The organism is Companilactobacillus halodurans, assembly GCF_009600995.1.
Classification (GTDB): Bacteria; Bacillota; Bacilli; order Lactobacillales; family Lactobacillaceae; genus Companilactobacillus; species Companilactobacillus halodurans.
In genome coordinates, this window is the sequence record NZ_VDFO01000005.1 from 37,172 (window position 1) to 57,787 (window position 20,616).

Annotated in this window: 22 protein-coding genes; 21 read left to right on the plus strand and 1 reads right to left on the minus strand. The window is 36.1% G+C overall.

Translation table 11 applies throughout. The features are described 5' to 3' along the window. Positions 1-10 precede the first annotated feature (10 nt). Positions 11-1,096: a glycosyltransferase family 4 protein gene (locus FHL05_RS02000; protein WP_153385276.1), complete on the plus strand. Its 1,086-nt coding sequence runs from the start codon at positions 11-13 to the stop codon at positions 1,094-1,096. Between the two features lie 139 nt (positions 1,097-1,235). Beyond that, complete coding sequence (locus tag FHL05_RS02005; protein ID WP_153385241.1) at positions 1,236-1,985, plus strand: helix-turn-helix domain-containing protein; 750 nt, start codon at positions 1,236-1,238, stop codon at positions 1,983-1,985. Positions 1,986-2,050: 65 nt separating this feature from the next. Here the strand turns inward: FHL05_RS02005 and FHL05_RS02010 are convergent, their stop codons facing one another. Further along, positions 2,051-2,689: a YigZ family protein gene (locus tag FHL05_RS02010; RefSeq protein ID WP_153385240.1), complete on the minus strand. Its 639-nt coding sequence runs from the start codon at positions 2,687-2,689 to the stop codon at positions 2,051-2,053. 29 nt (positions 2,690-2,718) lie between these two features. Between FHL05_RS02010 and FHL05_RS02015 the strand changes: the two genes are divergently transcribed. The 19 genes from FHL05_RS02015 (at position 2,719) to FHL05_RS02105 (ending at position 20,461) form a co-directional block, all read left to right on the plus strand. Beyond that, a complete protein-coding gene (locus tag FHL05_RS02015; RefSeq protein ID WP_153521919.1) occupies positions 2,719-4,032 on the plus strand; it encodes a DEAD/DEAH box helicase family protein in 1,314 nt (437 codons plus the stop codon). A 293-nt stretch (positions 4,033-4,325) separates the two neighbouring features. After that, a complete protein-coding gene (locus tag FHL05_RS12500; RefSeq protein WP_238333968.1) occupies positions 4,326-4,709 on the plus strand; it encodes a ComF family protein in 384 nt (127 codons plus the stop codon). A 96-nt stretch (positions 4,710-4,805) separates the two neighbouring features. After that, positions 4,806-5,354 (plus strand): ribosome hibernation-promoting factor, HPF/YfiA family, encoded by a 549-nt coding sequence (gene hpf, locus FHL05_RS02025; protein ID WP_153385237.1) that lies wholly within the window; start codon positions 4,806-4,808, stop codon positions 5,352-5,354. Between the two features lie 222 nt (positions 5,355-5,576). Then, positions 5,577-7,937 (plus strand): preprotein translocase subunit SecA, encoded by a 2,361-nt coding sequence (gene secA / locus FHL05_RS02030; protein ID WP_153385236.1) that lies wholly within the window; start codon positions 5,577-5,579, stop codon positions 7,935-7,937. A 42-nt stretch (positions 7,938-7,979) separates the two neighbouring features. Then, positions 7,980-9,093, plus strand: a protein-coding gene (gene prfB, locus FHL05_RS02035; RefSeq protein WP_153385235.1) for a peptide chain release factor 2 whose coding sequence is annotated in 2 segments (ribosomal slippage) — positions 7,980-8,051 and positions 8,053-9,093 — 1,113 coding nt in all. Because the reading frame shifts where the segments join, the coding sequence is not laid out codon by codon here. Then, positions 9,090-9,755, plus strand: a complete 666-nt coding sequence (locus FHL05_RS02040) for a response regulator transcription factor (RefSeq protein ID WP_153385234.1) — start codon at positions 9,090-9,092, stop codon at positions 9,753-9,755. The genes prfB and FHL05_RS02040 overlap by 4 nt, the downstream gene beginning before the upstream one ends. A 2-nt stretch (positions 9,756-9,757) precedes the next feature. Beyond that, complete coding sequence (locus FHL05_RS02045) at positions 9,758-11,407, plus strand: sensor histidine kinase (protein WP_153521923.1); 1,650 nt, start codon at positions 9,758-9,760, stop codon at positions 11,405-11,407. Positions 11,408-11,506: 99 nt separating this feature from the next. Beyond that, positions 11,507-12,382 carry a phosphate ABC transporter substrate-binding protein PstS family protein gene (locus FHL05_RS02050; protein WP_192917950.1) on the plus strand — a complete coding sequence of 292 codons (876 nt, stop codon included), beginning with the start codon at positions 11,507-11,509 and terminating at the stop codon, positions 12,380-12,382. 1 nt (position 12,383) lies between these two features. Continuing rightward, positions 12,384-13,304: a phosphate ABC transporter permease subunit PstC gene (gene pstC, locus FHL05_RS02055; RefSeq protein WP_153385232.1), complete on the plus strand. Its 921-nt coding sequence runs from the start codon at positions 12,384-12,386 to the stop codon at positions 13,302-13,304. Further along, positions 13,304-14,194: a phosphate ABC transporter permease PstA gene (pstA, locus tag FHL05_RS02060; RefSeq protein WP_162000163.1), complete on the plus strand. Its 891-nt coding sequence runs from the start codon at positions 13,304-13,306 to the stop codon at positions 14,192-14,194. Before pstC ends, pstA begins: the two co-directional genes overlap by 1 nt. Before the next feature lie 3 nt (positions 14,195-14,197). Next, entirely contained in the window at positions 14,198-15,004 is an 807-nt protein-coding gene (gene pstB / locus FHL05_RS02065; protein ID WP_153385231.1) for a phosphate ABC transporter ATP-binding protein PstB, read from the plus strand. 11 nt (positions 15,005-15,015) lie between these two features. Continuing rightward, positions 15,016-15,774 carry a phosphate ABC transporter ATP-binding protein PstB gene (pstB, locus tag FHL05_RS02070; RefSeq protein WP_153385230.1) on the plus strand — a complete coding sequence of 253 codons (759 nt, stop codon included), beginning with the start codon at positions 15,016-15,018 and terminating at the stop codon, positions 15,772-15,774. An 11-nt stretch (positions 15,775-15,785) separates the two neighbouring features. Next, a complete protein-coding gene (phoU, locus tag FHL05_RS02075; RefSeq protein WP_153385229.1) occupies positions 15,786-16,460 on the plus strand; it encodes a phosphate signaling complex protein PhoU in 675 nt (224 codons plus the stop codon). Positions 16,461-16,519: 59 nt separating this feature from the next. Then, the gene (locus FHL05_RS02080) at positions 16,520-16,771 is read left to right on the plus strand and encodes a PspC domain-containing protein (RefSeq protein WP_153385228.1); all 252 of its coding nucleotides are present in this window, start codon (positions 16,520-16,522) and stop codon (positions 16,769-16,771) included. A gap of 27 nt (positions 16,772-16,798) precedes the next feature. Further along, positions 16,799-17,176: a phage holin family protein gene (locus FHL05_RS02085; RefSeq protein ID WP_153385227.1), complete on the plus strand. Its 378-nt coding sequence runs from the start codon at positions 16,799-16,801 to the stop codon at positions 17,174-17,176. A 64-nt stretch (positions 17,177-17,240) separates the two neighbouring features. Continuing rightward, positions 17,241-18,200 carry an HPr(Ser) kinase/phosphatase gene (gene hprK, locus FHL05_RS02090; protein ID WP_153521925.1) on the plus strand — a complete coding sequence of 320 codons (960 nt, stop codon included), beginning with the start codon at positions 17,241-17,243 and terminating at the stop codon, positions 18,198-18,200. Further along, complete coding sequence (gene lgt, locus FHL05_RS02095; RefSeq protein ID WP_153385225.1) at positions 18,200-19,015, plus strand: prolipoprotein diacylglyceryl transferase; 816 nt, start codon at positions 18,200-18,202, stop codon at positions 19,013-19,015. Before hprK ends, lgt begins: the two co-directional genes overlap by 1 nt. A 64-nt stretch (positions 19,016-19,079) precedes the next feature. Beyond that, positions 19,080-20,021 carry a thioredoxin-disulfide reductase gene (gene trxB, locus FHL05_RS02100; RefSeq protein WP_153385224.1) on the plus strand — a complete coding sequence of 314 codons (942 nt, stop codon included), beginning with the start codon at positions 19,080-19,082 and terminating at the stop codon, positions 20,019-20,021. A gap of 188 nt (positions 20,022-20,209) precedes the next feature. After that, positions 20,210-20,461, plus strand: a complete 252-nt coding sequence (locus tag FHL05_RS02105; protein WP_162000164.1) for a helix-turn-helix domain-containing protein — start codon at positions 20,210-20,212, stop codon at positions 20,459-20,461. The last annotated feature ends 155 nt before the right edge of the window (positions 20,462-20,616 follow it).

A 20,616-nucleotide genomic window follows, 5' to 3' on the forward strand; every position in this document is an offset into this window, starting at 1 on the left:
AATGTCGGGTATGTTTAGTGTAATAGTAAAATTATTTTTAACGATGATCTTATCGGCTGCGATAACTCCTTTCGTAGTGAAGTTAGCTTATATCTTAGGGGCAGTGGATAAGCCCAATGCACGTCGTGTTAATATCAAGCCAATGCCCACAATGGGTGGACTGGCTATTTTTATTGCGTTTAATTTCTCCACGTTTGCGTTATTACGGGAACAGTTCCCTACACATGAATTATTTAGTGTTTTTTTAGCGGAATGTATAATTATTTTGACTGGTATTATTGATGATATTCGAGAGCTTTCCCCGAAAGCTAAGTTAGCCGGTATTTTTGCAGCTGCTTTAGTTATTTATTTCTTAGCAGGAATCAGAATGAATGAGGTTACCTTGCCAATTGTAGGGACTTTCTACTTAGGATGGTGGAGTTTGCCGATTACCATTATTTGGATTATCGCCATTACTAATGCCGTCAATTTGATTGATGGTCTGGATGGTTTAGCGACGGGGGTTTCAATTATTGCCCTGTTCACAATGGGCGTCATGGCATATTTCTTCTTGAACTTTACCAACGTTTACGTTGCTATTTGGATTTTTGCGATGGTTTCAGCCTTGATAGGGTTCTTGCCGCACAATTTCCATCCAGCTAGTATTTTCTTAGGTGACACCGGTTCGTTATTTATTGGTTTCATGATGGCTGTTTTCTCACTCAAGGGTTTGAAAAACGTAACTTTCATTACTTTGTTAATGCCGGTAGTTATTATGGGTGTGCCAATTACCGATACTGTTTATGCAATTTTAAGAAGATTATTGAACAAAAAGCCAATTATGCAAGCTGATAAGCATCACTTGCACCATCGATTAATGCAATTAGGATTGTCGCATCGCCAGACGGTTCTAGTAATTTACGGATTGTCGTTGGTATTTGCGTTTATTTCCTTGCTTTATCCATTGTCAACCTTGTGGGGCAGCGTGCTCTTAACAATTGGTGTTTTGATTGGCTTGGAATTATTTATTGAATCGATTGGATTATTGGGCGATGATCGACAACCTTTATTAAAAGCAATTCAAAGACTTGTAAAAAGATTAGAAAAGAAAAATTAACAGACGTCGTTATAACGCCTGTTTTTTTTGCTCTAGAATTAATTCCACAATTGATAGACTGACTAGTTATTGAATTCTTGTGTCTGTAGGTAGTTAATTAGATTTGGCCTTGTTAAATTGACTTTGAGGAGAAAACATTATGGAATTAAGCCAGCAATTAAAAAAATATCGGAAAAAAACTAATCTGACTCAAAAAGAATTGGCGATGAAACTAAACGTTTCTGATAAAACCATTTCGAGTTGGGAGACTGGTCGGACCTATCCGGATATTTCTTCATTAATTAATCTTAGTTCTATTTTGAATATTTCCTTAGATGAGTTTTTAAAAGGAGACGCAGAGACTGTGGATAAAATTGATAAAGATTTAAAGTTAAAGGGAGTCTATAAGAAGTGGTTTACCATCATGGCTTTTGTATTTATTGCCATTCTTGGTAGTTTTATATTTCTTTTGACCTATCAGTATAAAAATGAAGTGGTTGATCGATTCAATCCTCTGATACCAACTGAAATTGGTTATGCTGCTGTGCCAACAAAGGAATCTGCGAAAAAGTCGGATTATAATGTTCAAAAAATTTCCAAAAATAAAACGAAAAAACTTTTGGGAAGTCCATATAAAAATATGGTGGTGACCGACAACGCTTGGGGAGAATCAATGTATTTAACTTTTTACGGAGGGTTGGCACCAAAGGATAAACCGTATGCAATGGTCAAACATCATGGTACTTATGTCTCTAAAATTAATTTTATCGATTGGGAATCAATTCCTAAACCGATTCGAAATAATATGTATCCTGATTATGAAACGTATCGAGAAATGTCTCAAAATCTGCCACAGCAGGCTAAGTGGGAAAAAACAGTTAGATTTACTGTTCAAACTGGTAAGTATTAAAAATTGATTGTAAAAAGGACCTAGTGATTTTATATAATCGCTAGGTCCTTTTGTCGAAAACTCGTTTAATTAGCAGCAATTGGAACTTGTTTATAGCTTTGTTTGGTTTTCTTTAAAGTGATTTGATTCTGAAAAAGGTCTCGAATGTTTTGTTCGGTCTGTTCAGCTGTATCTAAATCCAAGAAAACTTCACATTTCACATCGATTGCAAATTGTTTATTCTCTAGTTGAATCTTTTCAGTTTGAGCATAATTATTAAATTTATCGAATAAATGATAGGGAATCGTTAATTCATATCCCTGTTGAATACGATTTTCGACCAAGCCTATTTCTTTAACAGCTTCTGCAGTAGTAGATGAATAAGCTCTGATTAAACCGCCAGCTCCGAGTTTGATGCCACCGAAGTATCTTGTTACAACCACTGTGACATTTAAAAGGTCTTGTTGTTGCAAAACATTAAGAATTGGTGATCCAGCAGTTCCACTAGGTTCTCCGTCATCTGACATTCGTTCTGTTTTAACATTTTCCATAACAATAAAGGCGGTACAGTTGTGGGTAGCTCCTGATTCTTGTTCTCTGATTTTTTGAATAAAATCATTGGCCTCAGCTTCTGAAAAAGTTTGTGCGATGTGAGCGATGAAGCGTGATTTCTTAATATCTTTTTCGTGACTGCCAGTATTGGCAATTGTTTTATAATTTTGCAAAAAATTTACTCCCTTGCGTATTTTTTAATATGGATAAAATAAATGAATATTTAGGTGGCCGAATTTTAAAAAAGGCTGATTTAAAAATAGATGAATTGAATTACTTATTAGAAAACGGCGGCTGCTTAGTTCCAGCGACTTTTAAAAAACGTAACAAGTTGTATTGCCGGAGATGTTTGATGGAAATCGTCAAATTGCCGATTAAATCCCAATATTGTCGAGCTTGTATAAATTTAGGAAAGATTGAAGTTAACGATGAATTGATAATTACCCCCACAAACGTAAAATTTCCAAGTCAGTCTAATTATTTAACCTGGCATGGACAACTAACCGTCAATCAGGAAAAAGGAGTTAGAGAGCTCCTCAAAGCGTTTCAAAATCATCAAGATCACTTAGTCTGGGCGGTGACAGGTGCCGGAAAAACAGAAATGATTTTCCCATTATTAGAACAAGTTTTGATTCAACAAAAACGAGTCGCCATTTGTTCGCCCAGAGTGGATGTTTGTATTGAATTATATCCTCGGATTCAGCAAGTTTTTCCACAAACATCGGTGGGATTATTTCATGGTAAAAGCGACCAAAAATATTATTTAGCTCAAATCTCATTAATGACGGTTCATCAATTAGTTAGATTTGAAAGAGCCTTTGATGTATTAATTATTGATGAGGTGGATTCTTACCCCTTGGCGGGCAATAACATGTTGTACAAGGCTATAAAAAAGGCAAAGAAAGATAATGGAATAATCATTTATTTATCAGCTACGCCACCTCAAAAATTATTGCAAGCCGTAAAACGTAAGAAAGTAACCTTAACTAAATTGTATCAAAGATTTCACGGACATCCATTACCAGAGCCTCATTGCCATCTGCTGATTGAAAAATTAGAATTCTTAGGAATCAATCCGAAATTACGCCTTAGATTAAACCGATTGATTAGAAATCACGAAAGATTTATGCTTTTCTTTCCCCAGATTCCAATAATGAAATCATTTGCGAAGAAATTAAAGAAATTATATCCAGAATTATCTTTTGTTGATGTTAGTTCAAAAGATGAACAGCGTTTGAAAAAGGTTCAACTATTTCGAGAACAACAAGTCCAAGCTATCCTAACTACGACTATTTTAGAAAGAGGCGTAACTTTTAAAAAAATCACGGTCATAGTATTGGAAGCTCAGGCAAAAGAATTTACTAAAACAACTTTGATTCAAATTGCCGGAAGAGCGGGTCGTGGCGTGGATTCTTTTGACGATGAAGTTCATTTTTATTATCGATTTTACAATCGTCAGATAAAACAAGCTTGCCAAGAAATCAGCTATTTGAATAGACAGGCGGTCAAAAAATGAAATGTCTTTTTTGTGGCAGTGATATAAATAAAAATTTAAAAATAAATGAAATTTTTTCGTTAAATAAAATCAATCCAAATTATATTTGCAATTTATGTCGTAGCCAAGTAATACCATTAGCTGGACGCAATAATTGTTCACGCTGTTTTAAACCAAATAGTGGGAGAATTTGTGATGATTGTCTGATTTGGGAAGAAAAATACCATATAATCAATTGTCATCACGCTTTGTTTGAGTATAATCAGTTCATACACAGCTACTTCAAGCTGTATAAACGATATGGAGATGTCTTATTGGCTCGTTTGTTTTATCAAGATATCATGCAGTGGTCTTCTTTGCATCACTTTGATGTAGTTACGTATATTCCAGCAAGCCCAAGTCATCTTCTAGAGCGCGGATTCGATCCAGTCTATGAATTGTACTCTGAGGTTTTTGATTTGAAGAAACTCCTAATTAAAGCTGACGCTGATAAGCCCCAAGCCCAAAAAAATCGTTTAGAGCGATTGCAGACGCCACAGACTTTTAGCGCCAGACCAGAAATTAGGACGATTCCTAAGGACAAGAGTATTTTAATTTTGGATGATATTTATACGACTGGTCGGACTTTAATGTACGCTCGTGAGATATTTTTGGCACAAAATTTGCACAATGTTACGACATTTTCATTATCTAGATAGTGTAAACGTTGTCATATAAGCTCAAGAATATTATAATTGCATTAAAGAGATGTAAGAACACTCTTAAATTTCCTATCGTTGGAAGGAGAGATTATTATGTTAACTATTAATGTACGTGGTGAAAATATTGAAGTAACTTCATCAATTCGCGAATATGTCGAAAAAAGACTTTCCAAAATGGAAAAATACTTTAGTGGTGAAAGCAATCCGATTGCTCATGTAAACTTGAAAACATACCCTTCAAAAGGTACAAAGGTTGAAGTAACAATTCCATTGCCATATATCACATTGAGAGCCGAAGAGGTCAATGATGATTTATATGCTGGAATCGATTTAGTTGTCGATAAGCTCGAAAGACAAGTTAAGAAATTCAAAACACGTGTAAATCGTAAGAGCCGTGAAGGTGGAAGCGTTAAGGATCTTCCATTGGATGATATCACGCCAGATGATACTCAAGAAGATGCCTCAGAAATTGTTAGAACAAAGCGTCTTTCATTGAAACCAATGGATGCTGAAGAAGCTGTTCTACAAATGGAAATGCTTGGCCACGAATTCTTCATTTTTGAAGACTCAGAAACAAATGGAGCAAGCATCGTATACAAACGTAACGATGGCAAATATGGCTTGATTGAAACTAATGAATAATTGATAATATACAAAGAGAGCTTCAAATGAGGATTGAATCCTTATTTGAAGCTCTTTTTAATTTGACTATAAAAAATGTAAAGCATTTTTAATACAAAGCACTAAAAAATAGTGTATCATTGTAATCCTGAAAGTCTGTTTAATTGATAATGAGTTTAAAACTTTAAAAATTAATGCTACTATTAAGAGTATGTTTATAACACTTAGGAGAGATAGATTAAAATGGCAAATCCACTAAGAAGATGGGTCGAAAGCGATAAAAGAGAAGTTAAACGTATGGGCAAGATTGCCGATAAGATTGAAGCTTATGCTGAACCTTACAGTAAATTGTCTGATGAAGAACTTCAAGCTAAGACTCCTAAATTTAAAGAGAGACTAGCAAACGGTGAAACTTTAGACGATATTTTACCAGAAGCTTTTGCTACAGCTAGAGAAGGTGCCAAAAGAGTTCTTGGACTATATCCATTTAGAGTTCAATTAATCGGTGGTATCACTTTGCATGAAGGTAATATTGCGGAAATGAAAACTGGTGAAGGTAAAACTTTAACAGCTACATTGCCCGTTTATTTGAATGCTTTAGCTGGCAAGGGTGTTCACGTTGTTACAGTTAATGAATATCTATCTGGCCGTGATGCTAAACAAATGGGTGAGTTATATAACTGGTTAGGTCTATCAGTTGGCTTGAACATTAATAGCATGGACTCAGAAGAAAAACGTGCTGCTTACAATTGTGACATTACATATTCAACTAACAGTGAATTAGGATTCGACTACTTGCGTGATAACATGGTCGTTTACAAGGAACAAATGGTTCAACGTCCACTTCACTATGCAATTGTCGATGAGGTCGATTCTATTTTGATCGATGAGGCTAGAACTCCATTGATCATTTCTGGTGCAGCTGAAAAATCAACTGCAATGTATGTTAGAACTGATCGTTTCGCTAAGACGCTTGACAAGGATGATTACAAGATTGATTGGCCTACAAAGTCAATCAGTTTAACTGAAACAGGAATTAGAAAAGCTGAAGATTACTTTGGCCTTGATAATTTGTATGATATTGATAATACAGTTTTAAATCACCATTTGGATCAAGCATTACGTGCCAACTTTATTATGAGTTTGGATATTGATTACGTGGTTCAAGACGGTGAAGTAAAAATCGTTGACCAATTTACTGGTCGTGTTATGGATGGCCGTCGTTATTCTGATGGATTGCACCAAGCTATTGAAGCTAAAGAAGGCGTTGAAATCCAAGATGAAACTAAGACCATGGCTAATATCACTTATCAAAACTTCTTCAGAATGTATGATAAATTAGCTGGTATGACTGGTACTGCTAAGACTGAAGCAGAAGAATTTAGAGAAATCTATAACATGGAAGTTATTTCAATTCCTACTAACAAGCCAGTTATCCGTGATGATAAAGATGACGTTTTGTATCCAACTTTGAAGAGTAAGTTTGCGGCTGTTGTTCGCGACATCAAAGCTCGTCACGAAAAGGGTCAACCTATTTTAGTTGGTACTGTTGCGGTTGAATCTTCAGAATACCTATCTAAATTATTGGATAAAGAAGGTATTCCTCACGCTGTCTTGAATGCTAAGAACCACGCCAAAGAAGCTGAAATCATCATGAACGCTGGTCAACGTGGCGCCGTTACGATTGCTACTAATATGGCTGGTCGTGGTACTGATATTAAACTTGGACCGGGAGTTGTTGAACTTGGCGGTTTAGCTGTTATTGGTACTGAACGACATGAATCACGTCGTATCGATAATCAACTTCGTGGACGTTCAGGTCGTCAAGGTGATCCTGGTGTAACACAATTTTACATGTCGCTTGAAGATGACTTGATGAAACGTTTTGGTTCTGAAAGAATCAAGCACGTTTTGAAGGCTTTGAAGGTTGAAGACGACGATGCTGTTATTCAAAGTAAGATGATGACTCGTCAAGTTGAATCAGCTCAAAAACGTGTTGAAGGTAATAACTACGATACACGTAAGAATACTTTGCAATATGATGATGTTATGCGTGAACAACGTGAAGTTATCTATAAAGAGAGAATGGAAGTTATAACTGAAGATAAGGATCTGGATAGGGTCTTGCTTCCAATGATTGAACGTACAATTAAAGCTCAAGTCGATGTTCATACTCAAGGTAAAGAAGAAGATTGGGAACTTGAAGCTATTGCTGATTTTGCTAAGTCAGCCTTAGTTAATGAAGATAAGATGAGTGTTGTTGATTTGCAACTCAAGACACCTGAAGAAATCATTAAGTACTTGATGGACTTTGTTACAAAGAATTATGAAGAGAAGAAACAACAATTAGGCGACCCTTCACAAATGCTAGAATTTGAGAAAGTTGTTATACTAAGAGTTGTCGATGAACATTGGACTGATCATATCGATGCTATGGATCAACTTCGTCAATCAATTGGTCTACGTGGATACGGACAATTGAATCCTTTGGTTGAGTATCAAGAAGAAGGATATCGTATGTTTGAAGAAATGGTTTCTGATATTGAATATGATGTTACAAGACTATTCATGAAGGCCGAAATTAGACAAAATATGGAAAGATAAAAAGCGGGCCAAATGGCCGGCTTTTTTTATAAGGGTGATTAAATGGAATTTGGAGAAATTAAAAACCGTATTTCCGATATGGAGAACAAAATAACTCAATTCAGGGGGTCTCTTTGACTTAGAGAACCTTGAAGAAAGCATTGCTGAAAATGAAGCTAAGATGACTGAGAATGGTTTTTGGGATGACCATGAAAAAGCTCAAAAATTAATTGATCAAACTAATGATCTCAAAGATAAATACGACAATTTCAAAAAGTTAAGCGAAGGTTTGGAAAATTTACAAGTTCTCGCTGAGCTATATCAAGAAGATCCAGAAGATGACTTGATAACACAAATGGAAACTGATTCTGATAAGTTGGCTGATGAATTGCGTAATTATGAATTGATGATGCTTTTGTCAGAACCATATGATTCTCATAATGCAATTTTAGAAATACATCCTGGAGCAGGTGGAACTGAATCGCAAGATTGGGGCTCAATGCTTTTAAGAATGTATCAAAGATGGGCTGAACAGCATAAATTTTCAGTTGAAGTCGAAGATTATCAACCCGGCGATGAGGCAGGAATTAAGAGTGTTTCAATGATGATTCGTGGTAAAAACGCCTATGGATTGCTTCGTTCCGAAAGAGGAGTGCACCGTTTAGTAAGAATTTCACCCTTTGATTCGGCTGGACGTCGACATACATCGTTTGCATCAGTTGACGTAATGCCCGAATTGGATGATAGTATTCATGTTGAAATTAACGATGACGATTTAAGAGTTGACGTTTTTAGATCATCTGGTGCTGGTGGTCAACATATCAATAAGACTTCATCAGCGGTCAGAATCACTCATTTGCCAACAGGAATCGTCGTTAGTTCGCAAGCACAGCGTTCCCAATTACAAAATAGAGAAACAGCCATGAACATGTTAAAGGCTAAGCTCTTCCAACGAGAAGAAGAAGAACGTGCTAAAAAGCATGCTGAAATCCAAGGCGAGCAAAAGGATATTGGCTGGGGCTCACAGATTCGTTCCTACGTTTTTCATCCATACACAATGGTTAAAGACCATCGTTCCAATTATTCAACGAGCAATGGTCAGGCCGTTATGGATGGCGATTTAGATCCATTTATTTATGCTTATCTCCAATGGAAACTACAAGGGGTCAAACAATGAAAAAGAAAATCTTAGTTGTCGATGATGAACCTACGATCGTAGAATTAATAGAATACAATTTGGAAAGTAATGATTACCAAGTCTCTACTGCCACAGATGGGCAAATGGCGCTTGATAAGGCCAATACCGGAATTTTTGATTTAATCTTATTGGATCAAATGTTACCCAAATTGAGTGGAATTGATGTACTGAAAAAAATGCGCAAGTCAGGTAATCTTACACCAGTTATATTTTTAACAGCGGTGGATTCTGAAGATAACAAGATTGAAGGCTTGATCAGTGGTGCTGACGACTATGTCACCAAGCCTTTTAGCATCAAAGAATTACTGGCACGAATCGAAGTTGTTCTAAGAAGAACTTCGAGTGAAGAAAAAGAAAAGAATTTCAGACTCAATACCGATGTCAAAAGTTTGATTATTGATGGAAATGAAATCAGTTTGACTAAAAAGGAATATGAGTTATTGGAGTTTTTGATTAGAAATAAAGGCATTGTCGTGTCTCGTGAGCAAATTTTTGACAATGTCTGGGGAATTAATTCGAATTCACAAATGCGGATGGTCGATATCCAAATTAGTCACCTCCGTGATAAAATTGAAACGGATACGAAAAATCCACAAATAATTAAGACCGTCCACGGGTTCGGTTATATTTTAGAGGTATGATGATGAAGAGAAAAATAGGACCAATAGTTGCTATCTTGATTTCCGTAATTATCTTTATTATTTTGGCGACATTTTCCGACAGTATTTTGGGCAGTTCACAAAATAATATGTTTACCGAAGAAACTGATTCATTTCAAGAATTAAAGAAGAATCACGATCCATCCGAGGCGGCAAGGATTGCTGGCTTGAGTTACGTCGATTTGAAAAAAGAAGATACGCCCTTGCAAAAGCAAGCCTATGATATGTATCACCGTGGCCGTATTGCTCCGGGTAAAAATTACGTGACGGATACAACCTTTAGAACGAGAACGATGTATTTCATGTCGAATTCAAATCGTCACGTCGTTGCTAAAAAGTTTGATCGTTTGTGGAGTCAAAGCCCAATGACTTCAGTTATCATTGCCTTGATGTATTTTCTCATTACTGATTCAGTAATTCTGTTTTATTACCGCAAACGTCAGCAATTGAGCAATGATATTAAGAGCGTTACCGAGAATTTACGTCGAGTACGTAAAAATAAGGAAATGGCCTCACTGATTCTGTCGCCAGATGACGAATTGTATGGCTTGGTCGAACAAACTAATAAAATCAGTATGGATATCAATGATTTACGTGATGATGTCCGTTTACGTGAGAGAAGATTTCGTGGTTTAGTAGGTCATTTGCCAATCGGTGTTATGCTGTTGAATTCGCAAGGGGATGTTTTGTTGCATAACCAAGCTATGGCAAGCCTGTTGAACGTAAACATTTCAAATGATATTCACCCCTTCATTGAAGACATTAAGACTTATAGTTTGAGTCGAATGATCGAACATACTTTGAAGAAGAATAAGAATCATCATCGAGAGATTCAATTGGTTGGCAACTCGCAAAAATTCGTTGATGCCAATGTTATTCGCCTGATTCACTCGCGAGAAGACTTTGATCAACAAGTTTTGGTTATCTTGTATGATTTGACTGAAAGCCGCCAAATTGAACGGATGCAAGTTGATTTCGTCAACAATGTCAGTCATGAATTGAAGACTCCAGTAACGTCAATTGAGGGCTTTTCAGAAACGCTTTTGGGCGGAGCCAAAGATGATCCTAAAAAATTGGATCATTTCTTGAAGATTATTCACAGTGAAAGTATTCGTTTGACAGAATTGATTCAAGATATTTTGTCGCTTTCAAAAGTTAAACGAGATACTGAAAAGACCGATGTTATCAATTTGCATGATGATGTGAATAAGATTTTAGAGCGTCAATCACTGGCTATTAAAAAGCATAACCTGACTGTTAAGCAAGATTATTTCGGTAATCAGGAAGTTACGGTCAATAAAGAAAAAATTAACTTGGTCTTTCGTAATTTAATTAAAAATGCTATTTCATATAATAAAGAAAATGGTGAGATTGACTTAGAAGTTCATCATGATGAAATTGAGAATCGAATCAAGTTCATCATTAAAGATACTGGTATCGGAATCTCTGAAGAGGATCAAGGTCGAATCTTTGAAAGATTTTATCGTGTCGATCGGTCGAGAAGTTTAGAGACTGGTGGAACTGGTTTGGGTCTGGCTATCGTTAAGGAAACACTTGATACGCTTGACGGTGATATCAGAATCGAGTCCCATAAGGGATTAGGAACTAAATTTACAGTCGATATACCACTTTAAAGAAAATGTCGCAACAAAATAATTTATTTTGTTGCGACATTTTTTTATACAAAAAATATACATTTCTATACTATTCTAAGCTAGATAGAGGTGAGAACATTGAAAAAAAGACTTGTCGCATTATTTGCAATTGTAATACCCATGATTTTTATATTGAGTGGTTGCAAAGGCAGCGGAAGCCAACAAACGATTACAGCGGTGGGATCGTCTGCCGCTCAGCCATTAGTAGAACTCGCTGGGGAAGAATTTACCAAGAGTAATTCAAGCGAGTACGTTAACGTTCAGGGTGGCGGAACTGGTACAGGACTCAGTCAGATTCAACAAGGTGCGGTAGATATTGGAAATTCCGATCTCTATGCAGAACAAAAAAAGGATATCGATGCTAGTAAACTTGTCGATCATCGTATAGCTGCAGTCGCAATGGTTCCCATAGTGAACAAAAATGTTAAGGTTAAATCGTTAACTATCGAGCAATTAAAAGAAATTTTTTCTGGTGAAATAACTAACTGGAAACAAGTTGGTGGTCAGGATCTACCGATCACCATTATTAATCGTGCCGATGGTAGTGGTACTAGAGCAGCCTTTGAAAGTGACGTTATGGACGGTACGCCGTTTGTTCGCTCTCAAGAACAAGATTCTAGCGGAATGGTTAGACAAATTGTCTACAATACTGCTGGTGCCATCAGTTATTTAGCAATGCCATATTTAAATGATACTGTCAAAACTATTAACATTAACAATATTGCACCAACTATTAAAAATATTGAGAATAATACTTGGAAGATTTGGTCCTACGAACATCTTTATACCAATGGCAAACCAACTGGTATGACCAAGGACTTCTTGGACTTCATTATGACTAAGAAAGTTCAAAACGATGTCGTTAAAAAGATGAACTATGTTCCAATCAATGAAATGAAATATCAAAAAGATTATAAGGGCAATGTTACGCCAGTTACAAAGGGGGTAAAATAATTTGAAAGATCCAATTAAAGAAAGTTTAACTAAGAAATCTGTCTCCGCTAAAAGAGAAACTCGTGGAAAAGCTATTTCTTTCAGTTTTACTGCCATTATCGTTTTACTAGTTATCACTATTATTGGATTCGTCGCTTCAAAAGGGTTAGTTATTTTCTTTAAGGATGGCGTCAATCCAATTGATTTTTTAACTCATTCAGTTTGGTCTCCAAACAAGTTAGATAGTTCAGGCCATCCAATTGTTGGTGCTGCACCAATGATTATCGGATCATTTTCAGTTACTTTGATTGCAGCTTTAATTGGAACGCCATTTGCGATTGCAGCAGCCATTTTTATGACTGAAATCTCGCCTAAATGGGGTCGCAAAGTTTTACAACCGGTCATTGAATTATTGGTGGGTATTCCATCAGTAGTTTATGGATTTATCGGGTTAACAATTGTGGTTCCTTTCGTTAGAAAAATTGCTGGAGGCAGTGGGTTTGGTATTTTAGCCGGGTCATTTGTTTTATTCGTCATGATTCTACCAACGATTACTTCTATGTCAGTCGATGCTTTAAAAGCCGTTCCTAGATATTATCGAGAAGCTTCGTTAGCTCTTGGAGCAACTAGATGGCAGACAATTTCTAAGGTAGTGTTACGCGCTGCCACGCCAGGAATTTTAACGGCTGTCGTTTTTGGAATGGCACGGGCATTTGGTGAAGCATTAGCTGTGCAAATGGTTATTGGTAATGCCATGCTTCTGCCACAGAATCTTGTTTCGCCATCATCAACTCTAACCAGTGTTCTAACTATGAACATGGGTAATACGATTATGGGATCGACCGCAAATAATGCACTTTGGTCCTTAGCTTTACTATTGCTATTAATGTCACTATTGTTCAACTTTGTGATTAGATCAATTGCTAAGCGAGGTGAATTCTAGTGTTTAATGCTAAAACAAAAGATAAGATTGCAACTGGCGTAATTTACTTTATGTCAGGGATCATCGTTTTGATTCTTATTGGATTGTTAGTTTATATTTTGGGAAGTGGTTTACGATATGTAAACTGGCACTTTCTCACTTCTGGATCTAAGGCCTTTCAAGCTGGAAGCGGTGTGGGGATTCAATTGTTCAATTCGTTCTTCTTATTGATTCTTTCTATGTTGATTTCAATACCGATTTCAATTTGTGCCGGAATTTACTTATCAGAGTATGCTGGTAAAAATAAATTCGTCGAATTGATTCGAGTTTCAATTGAAGTATTGAGTTCATTGCCATCAATCGTTGTTGGTTTGTTTGGATTTTTGATTTTCGTTATCAGTTTCAATTTCGGTTTTTCCATTTTGTCAGGTGCTTTAACTTTGACAGTTTTCAACTTGCCAATTTTGACAAGAAATGTTGAGGATTCATTGAAATCAGTTCCGCAATCTCAACGTGAAGCCGGTCTGGCTTTAGGACTTTCAAAATGGGAAACAGTGATTCACGTTATTATTCCTGATGGACTTCCTGGTATTATTACAGGTATGATTATTGGGGCCGGAAGAGTCTTTGGTGAAGCCGCTGCATTAATTTATACGGCTGGTCAAAGTGCTCCGCCACTTGACTTTACTAACTTCAATATTTTCAGTATCACTAGTCCATTGAACTTGATGCGACCTGCCGAAACATTAGCTGTTCATATTTGGAAAGTGAATTCAGAAGGATTGATTCCAGATGCTGTACAAGTTTCAGCTGGAGCTTCTGCAGTTTTGATTATCGCAGTTTTGATTTTCAATTTACTTTCAAGATATATCGGTAATTTAGTTTATAAAAAAATGACGGGTGGCGAGTAATATATGGATGAACAAAGAGTAAAACAATCCATCCTTCATTTAGATAAGGATGAGCATGAAATTGCCATGAGTACTAAGGATCTACAAGTATTTTATGGCGAAAAAGAAGCGATGCATAAGGCATCGCTTCAGTTCGAAAGATACAAGATTACATCTTTGATTGGAGCTTCAGGATCAGGTAAGTCGACTTATTTAAGATCTTTGAATCGAATGAACGACAATATCCCCGGAGCTACAGTTAAAGGACAGATTATGTACCGTGGTTTAGATATCAATAAAAATAATGTTGATATTTATGAGGTTAGAAAACATATTGGAATGGTATTTCAGCGTCCGAATCCGTTTTCAAAATCAATTTATGACAACATTACTTTTGCTTTAAAACGTCATGGTTTACATGACAAAAAGAAATTAGATGAAATTGTTGAGACAACTTTGAAACAGGCCTCGTTGTGGGATCAAGTCAAAGATGATCTGAACAAAAGTGCTTTAGCGCTCTCTGGGGGTCAACAACAAAGACTTTGTATTGCTCGAGCAATTGCTATGAAACCAGATATTTTATTGATGGATGAACCGGCAAGTGCTCTAGATCCAATTTCAACGTCAAATGTTGAGGAAACAATGTTGAGTTTGAAAGATAAGTTCACCATTATTATCGTGACGCACAACATGCAACAAGCAGCTAGAATTAGTGATTACACAGCATTTTTTCATATGGGACATGCAGTTGAATTTAACGAAACTAGAAAAATCTTTACTCGTCCAAAAGTTAAGACGACTGAAGATTATGTTTCTGGACACTTTGGATAGGAGCATTAAAATTGGCAGAGAAAATTTTAACATCTTCTGATGTACATTTGTTTTATGGTAAGAAAGAAGCATTAAAGGGAGTAAATCTCGATTTTAATAAAAATGAGATTACAGCCTTGATTGGACCATCGGGTTGTGGTAAATCAACATATCTGAGATGTTTGAATCGAATGAACGATTTGATTCCAAACGTTACAATCACAGGCACGATTTCCCTTGATGGAAAGAATATTTACGCACCTAACATCGACACTGTTGAATTAAGAAAGCAGGTCGGAATGGTTTTTCAACAACCAAATCCGTTTCCATTCTCAATTTATGATAATGTAATATATGGATTAAGATTAGCGGGAGTTAAGGATAAAAAGACTTTAGATGAAGCAGTTGAAACTAGTTTACAAAACGCTGCTGTCTGGGATGACGTTAAAGACAAATTGCACCAAAGTGCTTTATCGCTTTCTGGTGGACAGCAACAAAGAGTTTGTATTGCTAGAGTTTTAGCAGTGAAACCTGATATTATTTTATTAGATGAACCAACAAGTGCCTTGGACCCTATTTCGTCATCTAAAGTTGAAGAAACAATGTTGGCATTACGTGAAGACTATACTATCATTACAGTTACACATAATATGCAACAAGCTTCAAGAATTTCTGATAGGACAGCCTTTTTCCTAAATGGAGAATTAATTGAAGCCGATAAGACTAAAAATGTTTTCTTAAATCCAAAACAAAAACAAACGGAAGATTATATTTCTGGAAAATTCGGTTAGGAGAAAAAAAGATGCGTACTACATTTGAAGAACAACTAAATAATTTACATTTACGGTTCTCAGAAATGGGTATGATGGCAAGTGAAGCCATTATGAAATCAGTTAAGGCATATATTGATCACGATAAATCATTAGCTAAAGAGGTTATTAAAAATGACCACTTTATCAACAAGCGTGAAATGGATCTTGAAAAAGAATCGTTTGAAATGATTGCCTTACAACAGCCAGTGACTTCTGATTTACGGATGATCGTGACCGTTTTAAAAGCTAGTTCTGATTTGGAAAGAATGGGCGATCACGCAGTCAGCATTGCTCAAGAAACAATCAGAGTTAAGGGTGAAACGAGAATCCCTGAAATTGAAAAAGTTATTGGTGAAATGGGCGATATGGCAACAAGTATCGTTGAAGATGCCCTAGAAGCTTATTTGAAAAAAGATAGCAAATTAGCTGAAGAAGTAGCTCATCGTGACATCGAAATTGATGCTAAAAGTGCGATGATCAATGAATTATGTATTAAAGATATGCAAAAGACCGTTGAAAATGTTTTAAGTGGTTCATCATATATGTTGGTTGCCAGTTATCTAGAACGTGTCGGTGATTATGCAACAAACATCTGTGAATGGGTCGTTTACTTAAATACAGGACATGTGGTAGAACTGAATCGAAAGCACATTGTTGAAGATTAGTACAATTGATATTTATCACGATGTGTAGTATATTTTTGAACAAGTTGAGGTGAGAATGTATGAGAAGAAAAATTACGAGATCAAGTACTGACCGAATGCTTGCCGGAGTTTGTGGCGGTTTAGGTGAATACTTTGGCATCGACTCGACTTGGATTCGTTTAGCCTTTATCTTTTTATTACCGTTCACTTACTTTTTACCGATTTTGATTTATGTAATCTGTGTTTTTTCATTACCGGAAAAGCGCAATATTCAAGAAACGGATTATAATAAAAAGCATGATCGTCCAAAGGCGTCAAAAAAATATTACTGATTTAAAAGGGAGTTTTTGAGAAGCAAAATGAAGTTGATTATTAGAGTGATTATTAGAGTGGTTGTACAGACGTTATTATTTTTGGCAATTGCACGTCTCTTGCCAGGTATGTTTCAAATTGCCAGTTTAGGAACAGCCATAATTGCTAGTGTGGTCTTGGCCATCCTAAATATGATTGTCAGACCATTCTTACATATCATTTCTTTACCGATTACGTTTATCACGTTTGGATTATTTTCATTCGTTATAAATGCATTTACCTTGGAATTAACTTCTTCTTTAGTCGGACCTGCAAGTTTCCATTTTAGTAGCTTTGGTTCAGCCATAGTTGTAGCCATTATTTTGGCAATTTGTAATTCGATTATTAACAGCTATACCATGGATAAATTTCAAAGACGCGTCTAGTGCGCGTTTTTTTGTTTTTTTAATGATAAAATTAAGATAAAACTAGAATCAGTGGGGGTTGGCTATGACAAATTTCGTTACCGTATCACAAATGGTAAAAGATAATGAACTAAAAGTTTATAATGGAGAACAATTGCTTGAAAAGAAAAAAGTAACAACAAGCGATATTTCACGTCCTGGAATCGAATTGACAGGTTATTTTGACTATTATCCAAGTGAACGGATTCAATTATTTGGACAAACAGAATCAGCTTATTCACGTTCAATGACTTCAAATAATCGCTATAAAGTCATGTTGGAGTTGTGTCGAGAAGATACGCCAGCTTTACTTATTTCTCGGAATATCCAACCTAGTAAAGAGATTTTACAAGCAGCTGAAGAGCATCATGTACCAGTGATTGGTTCGGAATTGCCAACAACGAGACTCTCAAGTATGATTACTGAATATCTAGATGAGAAATTAGCACCTAGAGAATCGATTCATGGCGTTTTGGTCGATGTTTATGGTATTGGAATTCTTTTGACAGGTCATTCTGGCATTGGTAAAAGTGAAACTGCCTTGGAATTGATTAAGCGTGGTCACCGATTGATTGCTGACGATCGAGTTGATGTTTACCAACGTGATGAAAAAACGATTGTCGGTGAAGCACCTAAGATCTTGAATCACCTACTAGAAATCAGAGGTATCGGAATTATCGATGTCATGAATCTCTTTGGTGCTGGTGCGGTTCGTTCACAAAGTGAAATTCAATTGATAATCAAATTGGAAAATTGGTCAGCTGATAAGAATTATGACCGCATTGGAACATTGGAAGATAAGAGAACTTTCTTTGATGTCGATGTTCCACAAATCACAGTACCAGTTAAAGTTGGTCGTAATATCTCCATCATTATTGAAGTTGCTGCGATGAACTATCGTGCAAGAAAGATGGGTTACGATGCAACGAAGAAGTTCGAAGATAATTTAGGACTGCTAATTAAAGAAAATGAAACAAAAACTAAGAATGACGGAGAAACTAAGTAATGAATTTTGATTTATTGGCATTGAACCCAATTGCATTCAATTTGGGTGAATTGCAAATTCATTGGTACGGCATAATCATTGCTATGGGTGCCCTAGTTGGAGTAATCATGGCAATGAGAGAAGCTAAAAGAAGACATTTAGATCCAGATAATATTTTGGATTTAGTTTTGTATGGAGTACCAATTGCTTTAGTCGGAGCAAGGCTTTACTACGTAATTTTTGAATTGCCATTTTATTTAGCTAATCCAGGCGAAATCATCAAGATTTGGCATGGAGGAATTGCTATTTATGGTGGTTTGATAGCTGCTTTTATTGTTTTGCTAGTATTGTGCAAAAAAAGAAAAATATCGCCTTGGTTGATGTTAGATATTGCAGCACCTTCAGTTTTGCTTGGTCAAATCGTCGGTCGCTGGGGTAATTTCATGAATCAAGAAGCGTTTGGTGCTAAAACGACCTTGTCATTTTTACAGTCGTTGCATTTGCCACATTTTATTGTGGATCAAATGTTTATCAATGGAGCTTATCGCCAACCAACTTTTCTTTATGAATCAGTTGGTAATTTAATCGGCTTGATATTGATTCTGGTACTGAGAAATCGCAAGCATCTCTTAAAACGAGGCGAGGTCTTTTTGACTTACTTGATTTGGTATCCAGCTGTTCGTTTCTTCGTCGAAGGGATGCGGACTGATAGCCTGTATATTTTTCCTGGAGTAAGAGTTTCACAGGTTTTATCTTTAGTTTTATTTATCTGTGCTATCGCATTGTTCATTTATCGAAGAAAGAAAAAAACGGAGCCTTGGTATAATGAGTTGTGAGCAATTTAATTGCTAACTTTGAAAAAAATGGTAAGATTTGTTGAGTAATAGGAGGTAATCGACGATGAAAACATATGATGTAGTTGTTATTGGAGCAGGTCCTGGTGGTTTAACTGCCGCTCTTTATGCTTCACGTGCTAATTTATCAGTAATGATTCTTGACCGTGGTATCTATGGTGGTCAAATGAATAACACTGCTGCAATTGAAAACTATCCTGGATTTGATTCAATTTTGGGTCCTGATTTGAGTGAAAAGATGTACAAATCATCAACTCAATTTGGTGCTGACTTTGGTTATGGCGCCGTTGAATCTGTTGAGGATAAGGGTAATGTCAAAATCATTCATACTGATGATGGCGACTACGAAACAAAAGCTTTGATCATTGCAACTGGTTCACAATATAAAAAGATTGGCGTACCTGGCGAAAATGAAATGTCAGGACGTGGGGTTTCATATTGTGCCGTCTGTGATGGAGCATTCTTTAAAGGACAAGACGTTGCCGTTATCGGTGGTGGCGATTCTGCCGTTGAAGAAGGTATCTATTTAACACAATTAGCTAAGTCAGTAACAATCATTCACCGTCGTGATCAATTACGTGCTCAAAAGATTTTGCAAGACCGTGCATTTAAGAACGATAAGATTAAGTTCGTTTGGAATGCTGACGTTAAGGAAATCACGAGTGCTGATGATAAAGTATCCGGCGTAAGATATGTTGATAAGAAGACGGGCGAAGAACACGTTGTTCCAGCTAAAGGTGCTTTTATCTACGTTGGTATCAAACCAATGACAGAACCATTCAAGAGCTTAGGCGTATTGGATGAAAATGGTTGGATCGATACAAATGATCACATGGAAACTAATATCCCTGGTATCTTTGCTGTTGGTGATGTGAGAAAGAAAGATCTTCGTCAAGTAGCTATTGCTGTTGGTGAAGGTGGCATTGCTGGACAACAAGCTTACAATTATATTCAAGAATTGTCTGATGAAAAAGTTTCAGCTAAATAATTAAACATTAAGTAAAAATAAATTGAGGATTGTGTGATGGGTTATTTTTGACCTAATCGCATAATCCTTTTTTTATTGTTGAATTTACAGTAAATACCTAAATATCGAAAAATAAATTATTAGGAATTGGTTCCGTAGTGTACATGTTTAAACATATAATATCTGTAAAAAGACAGGAAGTGATTCTTATGCGCGAAGTAGTAGATAAGAACTTGAACCGACTAATGCACGAATCAGGGTTTAACATTGCAAGAAATCTTAAACTACTGAGAAGAGATAAGAATGTGACCCAAAAAGAAGTGGCTCAACATTTGAACATTGATGTTACAACCTTGTCTCATTATGAAACTGGCATTAGAATGCCGGATATTGATACATTGATTGCCTTAGCTAGATATTATGATACGGATATCAATCGAATAATTAGTAGTGATTATTAGTAAAAAAATTATTATTAATAAAGCGATAATATTATTGTTCTAAAAGCCAGCTTAAACCGTTGTAAAGTCTAAGATGGCTTTTTAATTTTAAGTTTGATTTAAATTTTTATTGTTAAAGTTGTTTAAATCAAATTTTATTAGTGCTGGATGATTGA

Coding starts and splice junctions, on each gene's coding strand:
- FHL05_RS02080 (WP_153385228.1), top strand. CDS start 16,520: ATGAGAAGAAAAATTACGAGATCAAGTACTGACCGAATGCTTGCCGGA.
- hpf (WP_153385237.1), top strand. CDS start 4,806: ATGTTAACTATTAATGTACGTGGTGAAAATATTGAAGTAACTTCATCA.
- secA (WP_153385236.1), top strand. CDS start 5,577: ATGGCAAATCCACTAAGAAGATGGGTCGAAAGCGATAAAAGAGAAGTT.
- lgt (WP_153385225.1), top strand. CDS start 18,200: ATGAATTTTGATTTATTGGCATTGAACCCAATTGCATTCAATTTGGGT.
- hprK (WP_153521925.1), top strand. CDS start 17,241: ATGACAAATTTCGTTACCGTATCACAAATGGTAAAAGATAATGAACTA.
- FHL05_RS02085 (WP_153385227.1), top strand. CDS start 16,799: ATGAAGTTGATTATTAGAGTGATTATTAGAGTGGTTGTACAGACGTTA.
- FHL05_RS02040 (WP_153385234.1), top strand. CDS start 9,090: ATGAAAAAGAAAATCTTAGTTGTCGATGATGAACCTACGATCGTAGAA.
- phoU (WP_153385229.1), top strand. CDS start 15,786: ATGCGTACTACATTTGAAGAACAACTAAATAATTTACATTTACGGTTC.
- FHL05_RS02045 (WP_153521923.1), top strand. CDS start 9,758: ATGAAGAGAAAAATAGGACCAATAGTTGCTATCTTGATTTCCGTAATT.
- FHL05_RS02015 (WP_153521919.1), top strand. CDS start 2,719: ATGGATAAAATAAATGAATATTTAGGTGGCCGAATTTTAAAAAAGGCT.
- FHL05_RS02105 (WP_162000164.1), top strand. CDS start 20,210: ATGCGCGAAGTAGTAGATAAGAACTTGAACCGACTAATGCACGAATCA.
- trxB (WP_153385224.1), top strand. CDS start 19,080: ATGAAAACATATGATGTAGTTGTTATTGGAGCAGGTCCTGGTGGTTTA.
- pstB (WP_153385231.1), top strand. CDS start 14,198: ATGGATGAACAAAGAGTAAAACAATCCATCCTTCATTTAGATAAGGAT.
- FHL05_RS02005 (WP_153385241.1), top strand. CDS start 1,236: ATGGAATTAAGCCAGCAATTAAAAAAATATCGGAAAAAAACTAATCTG.
- FHL05_RS02000 (WP_153385276.1), top strand. CDS start 11: ATGTTTAGTGTAATAGTAAAATTATTTTTAACGATGATCTTATCGGCT.